This is a genomic window from Chryseobacterium sp. CS3K3.1, from assembly GCF_059515165.1.
This window is the reverse complement of sequence record NZ_JCAKRV010000009.1, coordinates 34,853-50,206: the sequence shown is the minus strand read 5'-3', so window position 1 is coordinate 50,206 and position 15,354 is coordinate 34,853. Positions and strand designations below refer to the sequence as shown.

At 35.9% G+C, this 15,354-nt stretch carries 17 protein-coding genes and 5 tRNA genes; 8 read left to right on the top strand and 14 right to left on the bottom strand.

The genetic code is table 11. From position 1 onward, the window contains the following. Positions 1-6: 6 nt before the first annotated feature. The 3 genes from dacB to pepE all read right to left on the bottom strand — a co-directional run bounded on the left by dacB (position 7) and on the right by pepE (position 3,020). Positions 7-1,380: a D-alanyl-D-alanine carboxypeptidase/D-alanyl-D-alanine endopeptidase gene (dacB, locus tag AC5YGI_RS10310; protein WP_496168230.1), complete on the bottom strand. Its 1,374-nt coding sequence runs from the start codon at positions 1,378-1,380 to the stop codon at positions 7-9. 96 nt (positions 1,381-1,476) lie between these two features. Beyond that, complete coding sequence (locus AC5YGI_RS10305; RefSeq protein WP_496168229.1) at positions 1,477-2,328, bottom strand: hypothetical protein; 852 nt, start codon at positions 2,326-2,328, stop codon at positions 1,477-1,479. Continuing rightward, complete coding sequence (pepE, locus tag AC5YGI_RS10300; protein WP_110010963.1) at positions 2,328-3,020, bottom strand: dipeptidase PepE; 693 nt, start codon at positions 3,018-3,020, stop codon at positions 2,328-2,330. Before pepE ends, AC5YGI_RS10305 begins: the two co-directional genes overlap by 1 nt. Before the next feature lie 194 nt (positions 3,021-3,214). On the opposite strand from pepE, the gene AC5YGI_RS10295 reads away from it, so the two are divergent. Beyond that, on the top strand, positions 3,215-3,745 hold the full coding sequence (locus AC5YGI_RS10295; RefSeq protein WP_496168226.1) for a tetratricopeptide repeat protein: 531 nt from the start codon (positions 3,215-3,217) through the stop codon (positions 3,743-3,745). Positions 3,746-4,074: 329 nt separating this feature from the next. On the opposite strand, the gene AC5YGI_RS10290 is transcribed toward AC5YGI_RS10295, so the two are convergent. Continuing rightward, positions 4,075-4,563 (bottom strand): YdeI/OmpD-associated family protein, encoded by a 489-nt coding sequence (locus tag AC5YGI_RS10290; protein WP_496168224.1) that lies wholly within the window; start codon positions 4,561-4,563, stop codon positions 4,075-4,077. Between the two features lie 305 nt (positions 4,564-4,868). On the opposite strand from AC5YGI_RS10290, the gene fsa reads away from it, so the two are divergent. Then, complete coding sequence (gene fsa / locus AC5YGI_RS10285; protein WP_002978975.1) at positions 4,869-5,522, top strand: fructose-6-phosphate aldolase; 654 nt, start codon at positions 4,869-4,871, stop codon at positions 5,520-5,522. Between the two features lie 71 nt (positions 5,523-5,593). On the opposite strand, the gene AC5YGI_RS10280 is transcribed toward fsa, so the two are convergent. The 4 genes from AC5YGI_RS10280 to AC5YGI_RS10265 all read right to left on the bottom strand — a co-directional run bounded on the left by AC5YGI_RS10280 (position 5,594) and on the right by AC5YGI_RS10265 (position 9,569). Next, the gene (locus AC5YGI_RS10280) at positions 5,594-6,157 is read right to left on the bottom strand and encodes a sugar O-acetyltransferase (protein ID WP_496168221.1); all 564 of its coding nucleotides are present in this window, start codon (positions 6,155-6,157) and stop codon (positions 5,594-5,596) included. Between the two features lie 173 nt (positions 6,158-6,330). Further along, positions 6,331-7,233 (bottom strand): GLPGLI family protein, encoded by a 903-nt coding sequence (locus AC5YGI_RS10275; RefSeq protein ID WP_496168219.1) that lies wholly within the window; start codon positions 7,231-7,233, stop codon positions 6,331-6,333. Between the two features lie 57 nt (positions 7,234-7,290). Beyond that, complete coding sequence (locus AC5YGI_RS10270) at positions 7,291-9,198, bottom strand: M56 family metallopeptidase (protein ID WP_496168217.1); 1,908 nt, start codon at positions 9,196-9,198, stop codon at positions 7,291-7,293. Between the two features lie 5 nt (positions 9,199-9,203). Continuing rightward, positions 9,204-9,569: a BlaI/MecI/CopY family transcriptional regulator gene (locus AC5YGI_RS10265; RefSeq protein WP_202838784.1), complete on the bottom strand. Its 366-nt coding sequence runs from the start codon at positions 9,567-9,569 to the stop codon at positions 9,204-9,206. A 335-nt stretch (positions 9,570-9,904) separates the two neighbouring features. On the opposite strand from AC5YGI_RS10265, the gene AC5YGI_RS10260 reads away from it, so the two are divergent. Further along, positions 9,905-10,486, top strand: coding sequence for a hypothetical protein (locus AC5YGI_RS10260; protein WP_227943778.1), 582 nt, complete (start codon positions 9,905-9,907; stop codon positions 10,484-10,486). A gap of 346 nt (positions 10,487-10,832) precedes the next feature. Here AC5YGI_RS10260 and AC5YGI_RS10255 read toward each other — a convergent pair whose 3' ends face one another. Then, the gene (locus tag AC5YGI_RS10255; protein ID WP_496168214.1) at positions 10,833-11,279 is read right to left on the bottom strand and encodes a GNAT family N-acetyltransferase; all 447 of its coding nucleotides are present in this window, start codon (positions 11,277-11,279) and stop codon (positions 10,833-10,835) included. A 184-nt stretch (positions 11,280-11,463) separates the two neighbouring features. Here AC5YGI_RS10255 and AC5YGI_RS10250 point away from each other — a divergent pair, with 184 nt between their 5' ends. The 4 genes from AC5YGI_RS10250 to AC5YGI_RS10235 all read left to right on the top strand — a co-directional run bounded on the left by AC5YGI_RS10250 (position 11,464) and on the right by AC5YGI_RS10235 (position 13,957). Next, on the top strand, positions 11,464-12,177 hold the full coding sequence (locus tag AC5YGI_RS10250) for a 2OG-Fe(II) oxygenase (protein ID WP_496168212.1): 714 nt from the start codon (positions 11,464-11,466) through the stop codon (positions 12,175-12,177). Positions 12,178-12,195: 18 nt separating this feature from the next. Next, a complete protein-coding gene (locus AC5YGI_RS10245; RefSeq protein WP_330746639.1) occupies positions 12,196-12,444 on the top strand; it encodes an Ada metal-binding domain-containing protein in 249 nt (82 codons plus the stop codon). A 304-nt stretch (positions 12,445-12,748) separates the two neighbouring features. Next, positions 12,749-13,030: a hypothetical protein gene (locus tag AC5YGI_RS10240; RefSeq protein ID WP_110010973.1), complete on the top strand. Its 282-nt coding sequence runs from the start codon at positions 12,749-12,751 to the stop codon at positions 13,028-13,030. Between the two features lie 75 nt (positions 13,031-13,105). Continuing rightward, positions 13,106-13,957, top strand: a complete 852-nt coding sequence (locus AC5YGI_RS10235; protein WP_330746640.1) for a GLPGLI family protein — start codon at positions 13,106-13,108, stop codon at positions 13,955-13,957. A gap of 153 nt (positions 13,958-14,110) precedes the next feature. Here AC5YGI_RS10235 and AC5YGI_RS10230 read toward each other — a convergent pair. From AC5YGI_RS10230 to AC5YGI_RS10210, 5 genes are all read right to left on the bottom strand, one after another. Next, positions 14,111-14,183 (bottom strand) — tRNA-Met (locus AC5YGI_RS10230). Positions 14,184-14,221: 38 nt separating this feature from the next. Beyond that, positions 14,222-14,294, bottom strand: a tRNA-Met gene (locus AC5YGI_RS10225). 38 nt (positions 14,295-14,332) lie between these two features. After that, positions 14,333-14,405, bottom strand: a tRNA-Met gene (locus AC5YGI_RS10220). A gap of 38 nt (positions 14,406-14,443) precedes the next feature. Then, positions 14,444-14,516: transfer RNA gene (locus tag AC5YGI_RS10215), tRNA-Met, on the bottom strand. A gap of 38 nt (positions 14,517-14,554) precedes the next feature. Beyond that, positions 14,555-14,627 (bottom strand) — tRNA-Met (locus AC5YGI_RS10210). 101 nt (positions 14,628-14,728) lie between these two features. Here AC5YGI_RS10210 and AC5YGI_RS10205 point away from each other — a divergent pair. Beyond that, the gene (locus AC5YGI_RS10205) at positions 14,729-15,340 is read left to right on the top strand and encodes an L-threonylcarbamoyladenylate synthase (RefSeq protein WP_202838779.1); all 612 of its coding nucleotides are present in this window, start codon (positions 14,729-14,731) and stop codon (positions 15,338-15,340) included. Positions 15,341-15,354 lie beyond the last annotated feature (14 nt).

Below are 15,354 nucleotides of genomic sequence, written 5' to 3'. Positions count from 1 at the left end.
AGTATTTTATTTTAAAACATTCAGGATTTTCTGCAGCTCAGTATTTCCGCTTCCCTGATAGTTGTTGATGATAATCGAAAATACATATTTTTTCCCATCTTTTGCGGTGTGGTATCCGGCAAATGATTTGGTATCTCTCATCGTTCCGCTTTTCATTTTCATTCCATTATCCTGGACCGGAAATCCATCGTAGTATGCTTCAAACCAGGATTGTTTTTTAGCATATAAAAGAGCCTGCACTTCTGCTTTTGCGGACACATAATTCTGAGGGGAAAGTCCGCTTCCATCTGCAAAGTTGATCATATTAGGATTGATTCCTTTTGATTTCCAGAATTCTTTCAGATAGGCAACTCCGCTTTTGAAGCTTGAATTTCCTTTTTTCTCTTTTCCTAACGTTTTAATGAATGTTTCTCCATACAGATTGATACTTTTTCTCAGAAACCAGTACACAATTTTATCAAGAGTCGGAGATTGATAAGTCAGGATAATATTATTTTTTGGGGCTGATAAAGGATTTTTTCCTTCTATTTCAAGCTGAGAATTCGTTACAGCTTTTCCAGAAAGTTCAATTCCTGACTCCTTCAGCCATTGTTTTACTTCTGCTGCCAGCTGCAGCGGCGGATTGGGAGCAGAACCGGAAACAGTAACTGTTTTTCCAGCCGGAAGCATTCCATTAATCAAAGCGACATCAGAATGAGGAGCGGTAAAGATCAGGCTTTGATCCGAGTTTCCTCCTGTTTTCAGGTCATTCAGCCACTTTACGCCTTCCAGCGGATAAGAAAAGCTTTTAAAATCGGTTCCATTAATATTGATATCAAACTGGTTCTCTTTCCAGTTGATTCCCCATACACCCGCACCATAGTAATTCCCCAGGTCATCCCACGGCCAGCCTCCCGGAATCGTTTGATGATCAAAATAAGAATCATCAATGATCAGATCTCCTGATATTTTTGTTATCCCTGAATTTTTGATAGCATCAATCAGTTTCTTTTTAAAATTTTCGAGTTTATAGCCATCATATCTCCAGCTTCCCAAAGTAGGGTCGCCATTGGAGCTGATGAAAAGGTTTCCATTCAGCGTTCCTCCGGAGATATTTCCGGAATAGCTTGAAGTGGTGGTAAAAGTATAGTTTTTTCCTAAAGTTTCCAGTGCAGCTCCTGCTGTGAAAATCTTTTGTGTAGAGGCAGTAGAAAGACCTTTATTTCCCTGATATTCATATAAAAAGTTCCCGTTTTCATCGGAAACATAAAAAGATAAGCTGGAAGATGCTGCTCCTGAAGAATCCATAAGATCCTTTGTTACTTTATCTAATTTTTGGGCTATATTCTGTGCAGCAACCATCTGTACAGAGAGTATGAGAACTGCAAATGTTTTTTTCATTACATTGTTATTTGGGTCTGCATGCAAAGGCTCCAATACAGTTTACAAAGAGTATCCGGACCTTTTTCTATTGATTTAAATTCTGATCAAATATAGTTAAAATAAAAGCTTTTCATACTCACTGAGCTCTTCGGAGGTGAAAAGTATCTGATGGCCAGGAGTTTTTTCAAATGAACGATCATGTTTGAAATATTTCTCATAATCATCTTCATCTATAAAAATGTCCATCTGGCATTCCTTTATATAGTTTGATTTTTCCCCGTAATCCTGAATAAAATATCCTGAATCATTCCAGGGTTCATGATGACAGCGCAGACAATTTCTTTGGTGCACAGCTTTATAACCGCATATTTCACAATTCCGGAGGTCCTGAAATACTGCTGAGATTTCATTCCGGTTTTCTTCTGGAAAAAAAGAAAGGGGAACGCTTCTCAAAAGCAGATAATAATTGGGTTCCTGCCATGAAAAATAAAATCCCTTTTCATGATGGGTATAAAGCCATAAACTCTGAAGATCATATTCTGCCTCGGCTTTAACAATATTCTGAATATTCAGAACAACCTCATTACTTCTTTTGACATTCTGTTTGTCATCAATTTCAATAACGGGCTGTTGTTCCAGAAAATGGTTCAGGCACAATGTGGTCTGCCATGAGCCTATTGCTCTCATTTTACCTTCTTCTCCACAGATTTCACAGGTCTTGACAGAAAGTTCCGAATATTTACTTTTGATCTTTTTAAGTTTGTCATTAAGCGTTTCATCCTCAGAATAGGTATAGCATCTCAATTCACCAAACTTCTCCTTTCCAAAGACACGGTGTTCCATATTCCAGCCTGCCAAAGCAAATTCATACAGCAATTTCCGGATCAGTTCATTCCATCCGGTACTGTTCACTGAAAAATTAGTGAGATTGCGTTCTATGAAAAGATTAATTTCATTTTCGCTCATTAAAGTCTGCTTCCTGCTTCTATTTCGTAAGGCTCTTTTCCTTTTTCAAAAATCCTTGTCAGCTCACTTCCTTCCACAGTAATGGAATCATTGGTTCTTCTGATCCAGTTCCCTTCTCTAAGCCCTACCACTTTGATATCATTCTGGGTAAGAAACTCCTGAATACGGGTTTCTCTGGTTTCTCCGTTATGTTTTAAGTCGGGATTAGGATCAAGATAGTGCGGATTAATATTGAAAGGCACCAATCCCATACAGTCGAAACTTGGCGGATATACAATCGGCATATCGTTCGTTGTCTTCATATTCTGGCCTCCGATATTGCTTCCTGCGCTGCATCCGAGATAGGCTTTTCCTTTTGATACATTTTCTTTCAGGACAGACATCAGCCCTTCTTCGTGTAATGTTTTAACCAATAAAAAGGTATTTCCGCCTCCTGTAAAGAAACCTTTTGCCTGATGAATGGCTTCCTTTTTATCTTCAAATTCGTGAAGGCCTTTCACTTTTATATCGATGGTTTCAAAGAAAGAACGTGCTTTTGCAGTATAATCATCATGGGAAATTCCGCCTGGTCTTGCAAAAGGAATAAATACAATTTCATCAATTCCGTTATAAAGTTGGATTAATTCTTCTCTTAAGTATTCCAGATATTCTCCACCAAAAAGTGTAGATGTTGAAGCTAATATGATATTCATACCACGAAATTTATAAGTATTATTAAAAACGAATCACAAAGATAGCCTCAAAGATCAACGAATCAAAAATTAAATTAAAAAAAACATCAATCCCGTTAATATTTTCTAAAAAAACTTAAAGCCTCTAAAATTTACGGTTTTGTGGAATTATTATTGAATTTTAGATTTTGACTTTAAAATATAAGATTATGAAAATGAGTAAAATTAATAGCCTGTTTTTAGGCTTAATACTGGCAGGAAGTGTAAGTCTTGTAAATGCACAAACGACTCAGCCTGAAACTTCAGCAGCAACGAGTCAAACAACTAATCCAACTATCGAAGATCTTAAAAAACAGATCGCGGCCAATCCAAAGGATGCCGAATCATTAGTAAAACTGGCTAATGCTTATCAGGAGGCTTCAGACTGGCCCAATGCTATTGATACCTGGAAAAAAGTATCAGTTTTATTACCGGACTGGGCTCCGGCTTATTACAGCCAGGCTTATGCCTATCAGTCTGCAAAAGATGATGCCAACGCAAAAATTGCTTACGAAAAGTATATTGCAGCCGTAAAACCTGAAGAAGTGGAGCAAAATAAGAAAAATCTGGCGTACGCTTATTTCTATCTTGCCTTTACAGAACAGAAAACTGATCCCAATAAAGCAAAAGAACATATTGCGAAATCGATACAGTATGATCCTACCAACCAGGATGCTGTGAAGCTTAGCAAAGCATTAAATTCTTAGTAAAAAAGAAAATGCCGGAAGTTTTTCCGGCATTTTTGTTTATTTATATGTTTTAATATCAAAAATCATGATTTAAATTTAACGCAAAGATCAAGTAAATACTGTTAAATATTTGAGGAAGCCAAGGATGGAATCTATTTCATTGATCCTTTCTAAGCGCATGTATACCATAAAGCTTCATCAGCAACATTGTTGCTTTCTTAGCACACTTAGGAATAAGAGAATTTAAGCTAATCTTTGCATTAAATTTAAAATATATTTTTTGCAGAGTTAATCTTTTATAATTCCAGATTTCCGGTAATTATTTGAAATTTTGTCTTGCTATGATCCTACTCAATCATCTTTCCGAAAAAATCTGTTTCACCATGTAGATGCCTGATGATTTTCTCAATATTTCTCTGAATACTGGCTTCGGTTTTTAAATTATTAATATACCTTACCAGCTCATTTTTTCTTGAAGGAATCAGCTTTTCAAAATTTTCCGCAGCTAAAGCACTTTCTTTGATTGCCTTTTCTAATTGAGGATGAATAGGTATACTTCGGTCGGAATCATCATATTCCAGAACAACTTCAATAATTTCCCCGATTCTTTTCGGTGAATTTTTCAGCATAATCAGATTCACGTAAAGCCTCCACTCACCTAAATATTTCATGAGGTTTTGTTTGAATTCTTTCCCGTTCACCGTTCCTTTTACAGCGATTGGGCTCTTATTTCTTCCGGATTTTTCAAAAATCGTGTCCAATATTTCTTCCGGAACAAATACAAAAGGATTAATTCCTATGATTTCCAATGTGGCGCTGAAACTATTGTTTTTCATGGATGGTATTTTAAGTTGGTCTGGCTGGAAGCTGGAAGCTAGAAGCTAGAAGCTAGAAGCTAGAAGCTAGAAGCTAGAAGCTAGAAGCTAGAAGCTAGAAGCAAAAATAACAGTTTGACGAATATCTAGGAATTTCTTTTTTTATTATTTCAAAACCATTACTTTCATACACTCCCACAGCCAAACCCGTTTACCCTCAAACCCTCTCACTCTACCCCTGCAAACCCAAAACCCCGTAACTTAAAATTCATACCTCATAACCCAATTAATTCCCTATATTTGTATCAATAAATCTATTTATCAAAATGAAATTTTTTATTGACACAGCTAATTTAGAGCAAATCAAGGAAGCAAGAGACCTTGGAATTTTAGATGGTGTAACAACCAACCCTTCCCTAATGGCAAAAGAAGGTATTCAGGGAGCTGAAGCCATCAAAAACCACTATAAAACGATCTGCGAGCTTGTAGACGGAGATATTTCTGCGGAAGTTCTTTCTACAACGTATGAAGAAATGATTAAAGAAGGAGACGAATTGGCTGCTATTCACCCGAATATCGTTGTAAAAATTCCGATGATCAAAGATGGAATCAAAGCTTTAAAATATTTTTCCGATAAAGGTATCAAAACCAACTGTACATTGATCTTCTCTCCGGGGCAGGCTCTTTTGGCAGCTAAAGCGGGAGCAACTTATGTTTCTCCTTTCTTAGGAAGATTGGATGATATTTCTACAGACGGCTTGAACCTTATTCAGGAAATCAGATTGATTTTCGATAACTATATGTACGAAACTGAAATCCTTGCAGCTTCTATCCGTCACTCAATGCATATCATCGACTGTGCTAAGATCGGAGCTGATGTTATCACATCTCCACTTCCTCCGATCCTGAGCTTATTGAAGCACCCATTAACAGACAGCGGATTGGCTCAGTTTGTTGCAGATTCTCAGAAATTAGCATAATCACTGATCCTTATTACATAAAAAATCCCGGAACATTGTTTCGGGATTTTACTTTATAATGATTCTGCATATTATTCTTTGGGAATATTTTTCACCATTTTACACGGATTTCCCACGGCTACTACATTCTCAGGAATATCTTTCGTTACCACACTTCCAGCTCCAATCACAGAATTATTTCCGATAGAAACACCCGGAAGTACAACAACGTTTCCTCCCAGCCAAACATTGTCACCTACTTTGATGGGATGTGCATATTCCAGTCCTTCATTCCTTTGCTTTGCATCAAGAGGATGGCCTGCGGTATAGAAACTGCAGTTGGGACCGATAAACACATTATCACCAAACTCTACTTTGGCACAATCCAAAATGACCAGATTGTGATTGGCGTAGAAATTCTCTCCTACGGTTATATTATATCCGTAATCACACCAGAAACTGGGCTCTATACAGATATTCCCTTTGATACTGCCGATAATGCTTTTAAGCAATCGGAATCGGTTTTCGGAATCGGAATTTTTTAGAGCATTATATTCCTGACACCAATCTTTGCATGCAATGCGTTCTTCTATTAATTCTTTATCGTAGTTGGCGTTGTATAAAAGTCCGGCTGCACATTTTTCCTTTTCTGTCATAAGATATAAAGTTTATTGCTTATTGCTTATTGCTTATTGCTTATTGCTTATTGAAAGATAAAAAAATATATTATAACATTATAAATTGATACGATCACATTTTCTTTGACTTCTTTTATCAAAAAACAGGATGACAAAAAATGCCATCCTGCAGATATTAGAAAATATAATTTTTAGTTTACCAGATCCGGTTCAATCGGATTGTTATCTTTTTTAAGGGCTTCTTTAGTATTTTTTTCTATTTCCCTAAGTACCTGATTGGGATCTGAGATTTCTTTACCATCTCCTGTTCTCAGCTTGAAACTAAATTTGGTATTGCCATCACCATTTTTCATCAACATTTCTCTCATATTCTTTGCTGGATCATTTATATAAGCCTTCCATACTTTTTTGAACTGATCTTTTGTGACTTCCAGTTCTTTTCCGCCTATTCCCAACACTTTTACATGATCAGGCATCTGCATTTCCGAGTCAGCAGCCGGAGTATTAATCGTTTTATTACCTATCATCGTCATGATATGAGATCCGGTGGTGTCCTCAATCTTTACGATAAGACCGGGAAGACCGTAAAAGACATAAGGCCCATCCTGAAAAGGAAGATCTGTTGCAAACCAGGCTATCCATTCCCTTCCTCCAAAACTGGCAGTGGCTTTCTGAGCCTGATACGCTCCTATTTTTTGTTTCTCGCCCAATATTTTCCATTCCGGTTTCTGATCTTCTTTTATTTTATATTTATCTGTGGAAATGCTTCTGAAAAGATAGGTTTTGAAATCAGGATATTGTTTGGTAACTTTATAAGAAACCTGCCCGGGCTTTTCCCGTCTGTTAACACTGATATTTCCACCTCCGGCTTTTAACTGTTTTTCAAGTTCTGCCTTTCCAATAGAATCTGATACAAATTTATCACGGCTGTAATAGCTTGATCCCTCTTTATCAATATCAAGCAACATCATTTCTGTCTTTACATCTTCCTTGTTATTGGAATCCGGAATAAATTTGTATTCATAAAAAAACCTGTTGACCTGTGCACTGACAAGCACACCCAGAAATAAAAAAAATAGAATTTTACTTTTCATAATGTATGTTTAAAAAAAGGCTTTGCCAATCTGAAACTGACAAAGCCTGATGGAACTTTATTTCTTTGTTTCGATTCTTATTTCCCCTTGCTTAACCTCTCCTTTTTTCTGAGTATTGACATTAACTTTCGATATATTGCTTGTATCCAATGAGTTTACATCATCCTTAGAAACTTCCCTTCCGTCAATATAATACTTGTATTGTACATCATCATTACCGCTTATTCTGAAATTTTTCACCCCATTCATGGCAATATTTCCGTTGCCATCCTTTTTGATAAAATCAGCATTCATTACAATTACATCAGGTTTACCGTCAAATTTAATAAATGCTCCGTTTCTAAAGCTGACAGATCTTTTCTCTGCTTCTGCACGGGCTTTTTCAACTTGTTTTCGGATTTTTTCCCCATCAATTCTGATTCTTTCAGCCTTCAATCTGATTCTGTCTCCTTCAGCTCTTGCTGTTTCACCTTCCACTCTGGCTTTTACCGCTTCTTTCATCGCATCTCTGGCTTCTGCCATTGCTTTGCGTACTTCTTCTTTTTCTTTAGCACTCAGATCCTTATAATAAACGGTGTTATTATTTTTAAAGTAAACTACTTTGGGAGCCTTTGGGGCTAGTGGAGCTTCTGGAGCAATTGGCGCCAGAGGTGCATCCGGTGCATTAGGCGGTGTGGGCGGAACAATGTGTTTTACAGCTCTTGCAGCCTCTCTTCCCGCTTTTTTAGCTGCTCTTTTTATTTTGCGAAGTTCTTTCTTATCAAGAGGATCCATATTTTCAAGTTCCTTCATTTGATTTTTCCATTCAGCAGAATTGAAATATTTATCAACTTCAACTTTGGCCGCCATCTCTCCTATCTCTGATGCCAGATTACTTATTTCTTCAATTTTATCACTGAAGGCATCACTTTCCGGATCCAATCCTTTCAGTTCCTTCTCTTTTTCTTTTATCTTTTTTTCAAGATCAGTCAATTTTTTGTGTTCACCAGGTGATAAGGTTTTTAATTCCGGGATATTTCCCTGAACCGATTTTTCAGGTCTGATGGTATCTTTTTTTATTTCTGAAACTGCTTTTTTAATAGAAAGATTGGTTTCTTCGATTTCTCTGTTCTTCGCATTTACCAGATAAGCAAACGCTACGGTAAATAAAACCGGCAATGCAAGAATTCTTCGCGCATATCCGAACTTGGTTTTTGGTTTTTGTAACATTTTAAGTCTTTTTTTAAGGTTTGAACTTAGAAACGGACTGGCTGCAGGCAACTGTGTTCCGGAAAAGTGGCTTGCTAAAAGCATCTGCGCAAATGCTTTGGTGTCCGACTGCTGTACGGCTTTTTTATCCGCCAGGTATTCGTGGATGAGATTAATTTCTTTTTTGATGATATGAAAAAACGGATTGAACCAGAACACAGAAGTAATAATCTCAATAAAGATCTTATCAAAGGAATGTTTCTGCTCAATATGCACCATTTCATGCTTTAAAATCTGTTTTCCGATATCAGAATGCAGGGTAATTGTATTCTTCCAGAACAGGTTTTTAAAATAGGAAAATGGAGCTTCATTAAGGTCTGTACGGTAAAAGTTGATCCCGTCAAAGCTTTCTTTCTGAAATTGATTTTTAAACTGCTGGATTTTAAAAATCCCATACAGCAGCCTTCCTAGAAAATAGAAAGAAACCAGTCCCAGAGCTGAAAAAATAATGTTAAAATAAAGGTTACCATTGTTTATATTTTTTTCTGAATTAAAATTCTGAATCTTGTCAAGAAGCATATATATATCATTATTCACCTCTATCGTAAAATCATCTACTCTGATGAGTGGCAATAACAGGGATATCACAATTGCTGCCAGCAGATAAAATCTGTTATAATGATGGAATGTCTTGTCCTTTAAAGACAATTGATAATACAAAAATGTTACACCCGAACATAAAATAATTTTTCCAAAGTATAAAAGTATTGCTTCCATAGGTTTTAGTCTTTATTTTTGAGTTCGTCCAATAGCATCTCAAGATCTTCTACCGTCATTTCATTTTTTTCTACCAGAAATGAAACGGCACTTTTGTAAGAGCCTTTGAAATAGTTCTTTACAAGGCTTTTCATGGTTTTCCCGGAATACTGTTCTTTTGAAACCAGCGGAAAATACTCATGCTGTCTTCCATGTACACGATAGTCTACAAATTCTTTGTCTTTCAACACTTTTAAAATGGTAGATACCGTATTGGTATGGGGCTTGGGTTCCGGAAAAAGATCAAGAACATCCTTAAGAAATCCTTTTTCTATTTTCCATAAATACTGCATTACCTGTTCTTCTGCTTTTGTTAAAGTCTGAATTTTCATATCCTGTTCATTTATCATTTATCGTGATATAAACCTTTTGACTTCTATATCACTAAGAAATTAGTTATACAAATGTAGAAATAAAATCGAATCAAACAACTATTTTTTTAGTGATAAACACCAGCAAAACATTAAACAACTGATAATCAATTAAATAAAAATAGTTAAAATATATTAAATTTTTAAGAGAGTGAAAATATAGCCTGCTTAATCGATAGAAAAAGAAGCAATTCAGAGGTAAATTCTTAAAACTTGTTAAATTTTATTAAATAAAATTAAAATGAATTTGTTTTAACCGGGAAATTATATTTATTTTAGTGCTTTAAAAATTTCTCATGAAAAGATATAATTTACTGATTGTACTATTACTGCTTATTTTTAATGTTACTACAGCACAAAAGAAGGGTTCTCCTGCTGCCGATCTTAGCATACTGAAAGATACAAAATCAAAAATCGAAGCTACCGTTCCATTGGTTATTCAACATCTTCAGACGATCGCTACAAAAGAAGGCGATAATAATATTGTGAATAATGGAAAGATTGCTTTGGGTAGAGAATATGGTATTGTAGAATCTGAATGGTTTTTATACAGAAACAACATGAAAAACTGTATCCTGAACAATTCATCTAAAAAAGCTAAGAAATGTATGGAATACCATAACAATATGATGAGAGGAACAATGATCAATTACAACAATTATATTACCAACCTTACAAGAAAAAACGGTTATCTTGGAGTTGAAGGAGATACAAAATTCGATTTCAAACCTGCTGATATCGCTACAAAACTAAGTGAAGCTTATTTCAATGCCAATGATGCTGCAGGCAGAATGAAAGCGGATCAGAAAAGAGACTTTCTGGGACAGACGATGTCTGATGACAACAAGCTTACTCCTTACACTCAACTGGCTCAATAATATTTAAATATATTTTAAGAATACAAAAAGAGAATGACGATCGTCATTCTCTTTTTGTATTCAAAAGCAAAAAATCTCCGCCGGAAAAAGCAGTTTTGTGGTACTAATCATAAAACCTTGGGGAAAAAGTAGAAAATAGGCAGAGATTTTTTTGCATACGCTCTACAGATCAACTGTCCTACCCATGATCTGTAAGAGCTTTACAAAAATAGGATTATACCCTTCTGCTGGCTGAAAATACCTGTAGAATTAAACGTTCAGAACTGTAGAACTAATACTACTTGTCCTTATAGAAGTAAAAGTAGCTGAAAAAGCTGCGCTATGATCAGTACTGAATAGCCTTATTCTACTTCCACCAGTGGTAGTAATTATGCAGTCCGTCATATTCAAACCCACAGCGCGGGTACAATGTGTTTCCTATATCATTCGTTTTTTCAGTTTCAAGCATAAGTCCACACGCTCCTGTTTCTTCACACCATTGTTTACTTCGGTCAATTAATGCTACAGAAAGACCTTTTCCTCTATAGTCCGGATGAACAAACAGATCACTTAGCAGCCATTGTTTTTGCAATTTGGTATAGTGAAATAATTTGTAAAGCTGCACGAATCCTACGGCTTTTCCGTCCGCTACTGCTAGAAAAATATCGGATTCACTGTTTAAAAACCTTTCTTTGAGAAAAGCCTTCCCCTTTTCAACATCTGATTCCTGTCTGTAAAAAACACGATAAAGATTGAACAATTCAGCTGTTTCATCAAGATCCTCAAGACTTGCCTTTTTAATAATGTAATTCATCGTTATATCTATTTTATTAACAGGGCAAAGGTAGCCTTAAACAGGACCAGTGGTATCATCCAGAAATATATTAAATCAATAGGCCAGATATTTTATAACTCTTTATTCATCGATAAAAATACCGCATGTTTCGGATTGTATTGTTCTGAAGAACTATGGATTTTTGCAGAATAAAATCAAAATAATGAAAGATATCATTCATACAATCAAGAATATTGACTGGGAAAGCCTTACGGAAACAATGCATCAAAACGGCTATGCCATCATTGATAATCTGCTGTCAGAAAACGAATGTGAAAAACTGAAATTGGATTATGATCATCCAGCTTTTTACCGGAAAACAGTTGTCATGGCCAGACATCGTTTCGGATTGGGTGAATATAAATATTTTAACTATCCATTACCTGAAATTATTCAAACCATACGAAAAACTATTTATCCTTATCTGGCGCCTGTCGCCAATGCATGGTTTAAAGCTTTACAAATAGACACCCAATTTCCTTCAGATCATCAGGAATTCTTAAACCAATGTCATCTTAACGGGCAGCAAAAAGCGACGGCATTAATTTTAAAATATGGAAAAGGAGGATTTAATACGCTGCATCAGGATTTATATGGCGATATTTATTTTCCCATTCAGATTGTTTTAATGCTCAGCGAACCCGGCAAGGATTTTACGGGTGGTGAGTTTGTGCTTACCCAGCAGATTCCCAGAGCTCAGTCAAAGGCTATTGTTCTGCAACCCAAAAAAGGAGATGTACTTATTTTTACGACTCAGTTTAAACCAGAGAAAGGAACCAAAGGCTATTACAGGGTCAATATGAAACATGGTGTAAGTGAAGTTAAAGAAGGAAACCGCTACGCGTTGGGTATTATCTTCCATGATGCGACTGCTTAATTATTCAATAAGTAAATCATGATTCAGCACTCTCAGATCCCAACCGAAAGTCTAAGAAGTAAAATCCATCACAGAGAAATTCGTTTTGGAGGAAATAAAAAACTGAAAATCTATGGATTGCTCTGCTGCCGCTCAGGAAAAAGAATGAAGAAAGAGAACAGGGTTTTCTTCACAGATGAGAAAGAAGCTTTAGAAAATGGTTATCGTCCCTGCGGGCATTGTATGAAAGAAGCTTATAAAAAATGGAAGGAAATGAATATGGAATGATTCAAATGTACACCAACATCGTTTTGTCTGCAATGACCAGAGAATAAAAACAGAATTCTATAAAATTTAAGCTGCTATAAAAAAATTTTATATTTTTCCTTATGGAAAACCGTAATCAAATTAATTAATGGTTATATAAATTTGATTATTACGATAGTATTTAAGCAGTTATCAGAATATCATTTTTGAAACATATATTAGAAGTAGTAATGTCCTAGATTTACAAAAATGAAAACAGAAGAGAACCTTTGACAACAAAGACGCTCGGATATTCGCGACTCAATTAATTTTAAATTTTAAAACCATGAAAAAAATTATTTTAATCGCTGGAATTCTTACAGCGGGAATCATGAGTGCTGCTACAGCTCCATCTAAGAACGAGAAATCAACTACGTCTAAGATTCAAAAAGAAAACCGAATAGAAGTTTTGAAGAAAGATTCTAAAACAAAGAAGAAATATTCCAAATTTTATCCAATCTATTATACTACAAGCTGTGGTGTAGCTGCGGTAACTAATCAGTCTAACTGGAGTGAAGCACAGATAATGGCATGGACAGAAGCTCTTGAAGCAAATTACTGTAATTAATTTTTTAATTATATCTTGCACTTACAGTAATAATAACAATAAACTGTAAGTGCAGTTTTTATTTATCATAATATCATGAGTAACTCTAAGAAAATTTCTTTATTTTTTTCCTTCTTTTTATTTGTATTATTTTATTCTCAGACAGAAAGAAAAGAAGCCCTTGTTGCGGACTTCACCTATTTATTAAAAGGGAAAATAAACAAATCAACCCCCAACTATATACATGAAGAGTTTTTCTCTTTACAAGTCTTGAATGACCGGGCTTTTTTTATCAGTGAAAAAGCTGTAAAATTTGATTCTGTGTTTCAAAGTGAGTTTAAAAAAGCTACCGTAAACGGATATTCAAATATAGATTTTAGGGGAAAATCTTTCCCAAAAACCAAATTCCCGTACACGATTATCCAATCGAATCAGAACATTCAATATTTTGAAAATATCGGGATGACATTACTTTCCTATAAAGAACCTATCATAAACAACTGGAAACTTATTAATGAGTCCAAAGTGATAAAATCATTTAACTGTAAAAAAGCTGAACTTAATTACAAAGGGCGAAACTGGATCGCCTGGTATTCCACCGATATTCCCCTCTCGTACGGCCCTTATAAATTTACAGGATTACCGGGGTTGATTATTAAAATATCGGATCAAAATGGGGATTATGACTATGAACTTGTAAAATCTGTATCAAGCGAGAAACTGAAGGGTATGGAATTGACAGTAAGGAAAAAAAGATATGAGAATTCTACGGAAACTTCTATAGCGGGCTTACAAGAGGCGAAAAAGAATTTCATTAATAATATGATCGGATCACTTTCAAACTCGGAGACCACTATAACATCAGAGTCTATGGAAACGGTACGAAATATACAAAAACAAAAACTGCAAAATTTAACAGATGAAAATTCAATTGAACTAATTCAATAATTATGCAATATCATACTATCGGATACCATCAACAGATCTTAAAAATACTATAGAATTTACAAGCTTAATTAGTATGTTTATTTAATTAAGCTTTTTTAGACAGAACATATAAAAAATCGGTATAACAATAAGTCATACCGATTTTTCGTTTAGTAGCGGGAACCGGACTCGAACCGATGACCTTCGGGTTATGAGCCCGACGAGCTACCTACTGCTCCATCCCGCGGTGTATTTTTAGAGTGCTTACCGAAAACACTTGCTTAGTAGCGGGAACCGGACTCGAACCGATGACCTTCGGGTTATGAGCCCGACGAGCTACCTACTGCTCCATCCCGCGGTGTATTTTTAGAGTGCTTACCGAAAGCACTTACTTAGTAGCGGGAACCGGACTCGAACCGATGACCTTCGGGTTATGAGCCCGACGAGCTACCTACTGCTCCATCCCGCGGTGTATTTTTAGAGTGTTTACCGAAAACACTTACTTAGTAGCGGGAACCGGACTCGAACCGATGACCTTCGGGTTATGAGCCCGACGAGCTACCTACTGCTCCATCCCGCGGTGTATTTTTAGAGTGTTTACCGAAAACACTTGCTTAGTAGCGGGAACCGGACTCGAACCGATGACCTTCGGGTTATGAGCCCGACGAGCTACCTACTGCTCCATCCCGCGATATTGGATTGCAAAGGTACGAATAATTTTTACAAATCCTAATTTTTCTTTTAAATAAAGGACTTTTATAAAAACTATTTTATTATTTGTATCTTTGTTTTATGGCAAAAATATTAAAAATTTATCCAGACAACCCACAGGAAAATCTTGTGAATGAGGTTATTAAAACATTAAACAATGGCGGGCTGATTATCTATCCTTCAGATACTATTTATGCTTTAGGCTGTAATATTTTTGATATAAAAGCCATGGAAAAGCTGGCTCAGCTCAAAAAAATGAAGCTTGACAAGTCTAAATTCTCAATTATCTGTAATGATCTCAGCCATCTTTCTGACTTTACAAGACCTATCGATACATCAGTTTTCAGATTTCTGAAAAGTCATCTTCCCGGGCCGTTTACCTTCATTCTTGAAGCCAACAAAAGTTTACCTTTAGCCTATAAAGGCCACAAAACAATTGGTATCCGTGTTCCGGATCATCCGATTCCGCAGCTTATTGTTGAAAAACTGGGCCATCCCATAGCATCCACTTCCATTAAAGATGATGATGAAATTATCGAATATTCTACCGATCCTGAACTTATTGCAGAAAAATATGATCATCTGGTAGATATCGTTATTGATTCAGGGTATGGTGACAATGTAGCTTCTACGATTGTAGACCTTACTTCAGGAGAACCGGAAATCATCCGTCAGGGAAAAGGGATCATTTAATTTAAAGTTCAAGG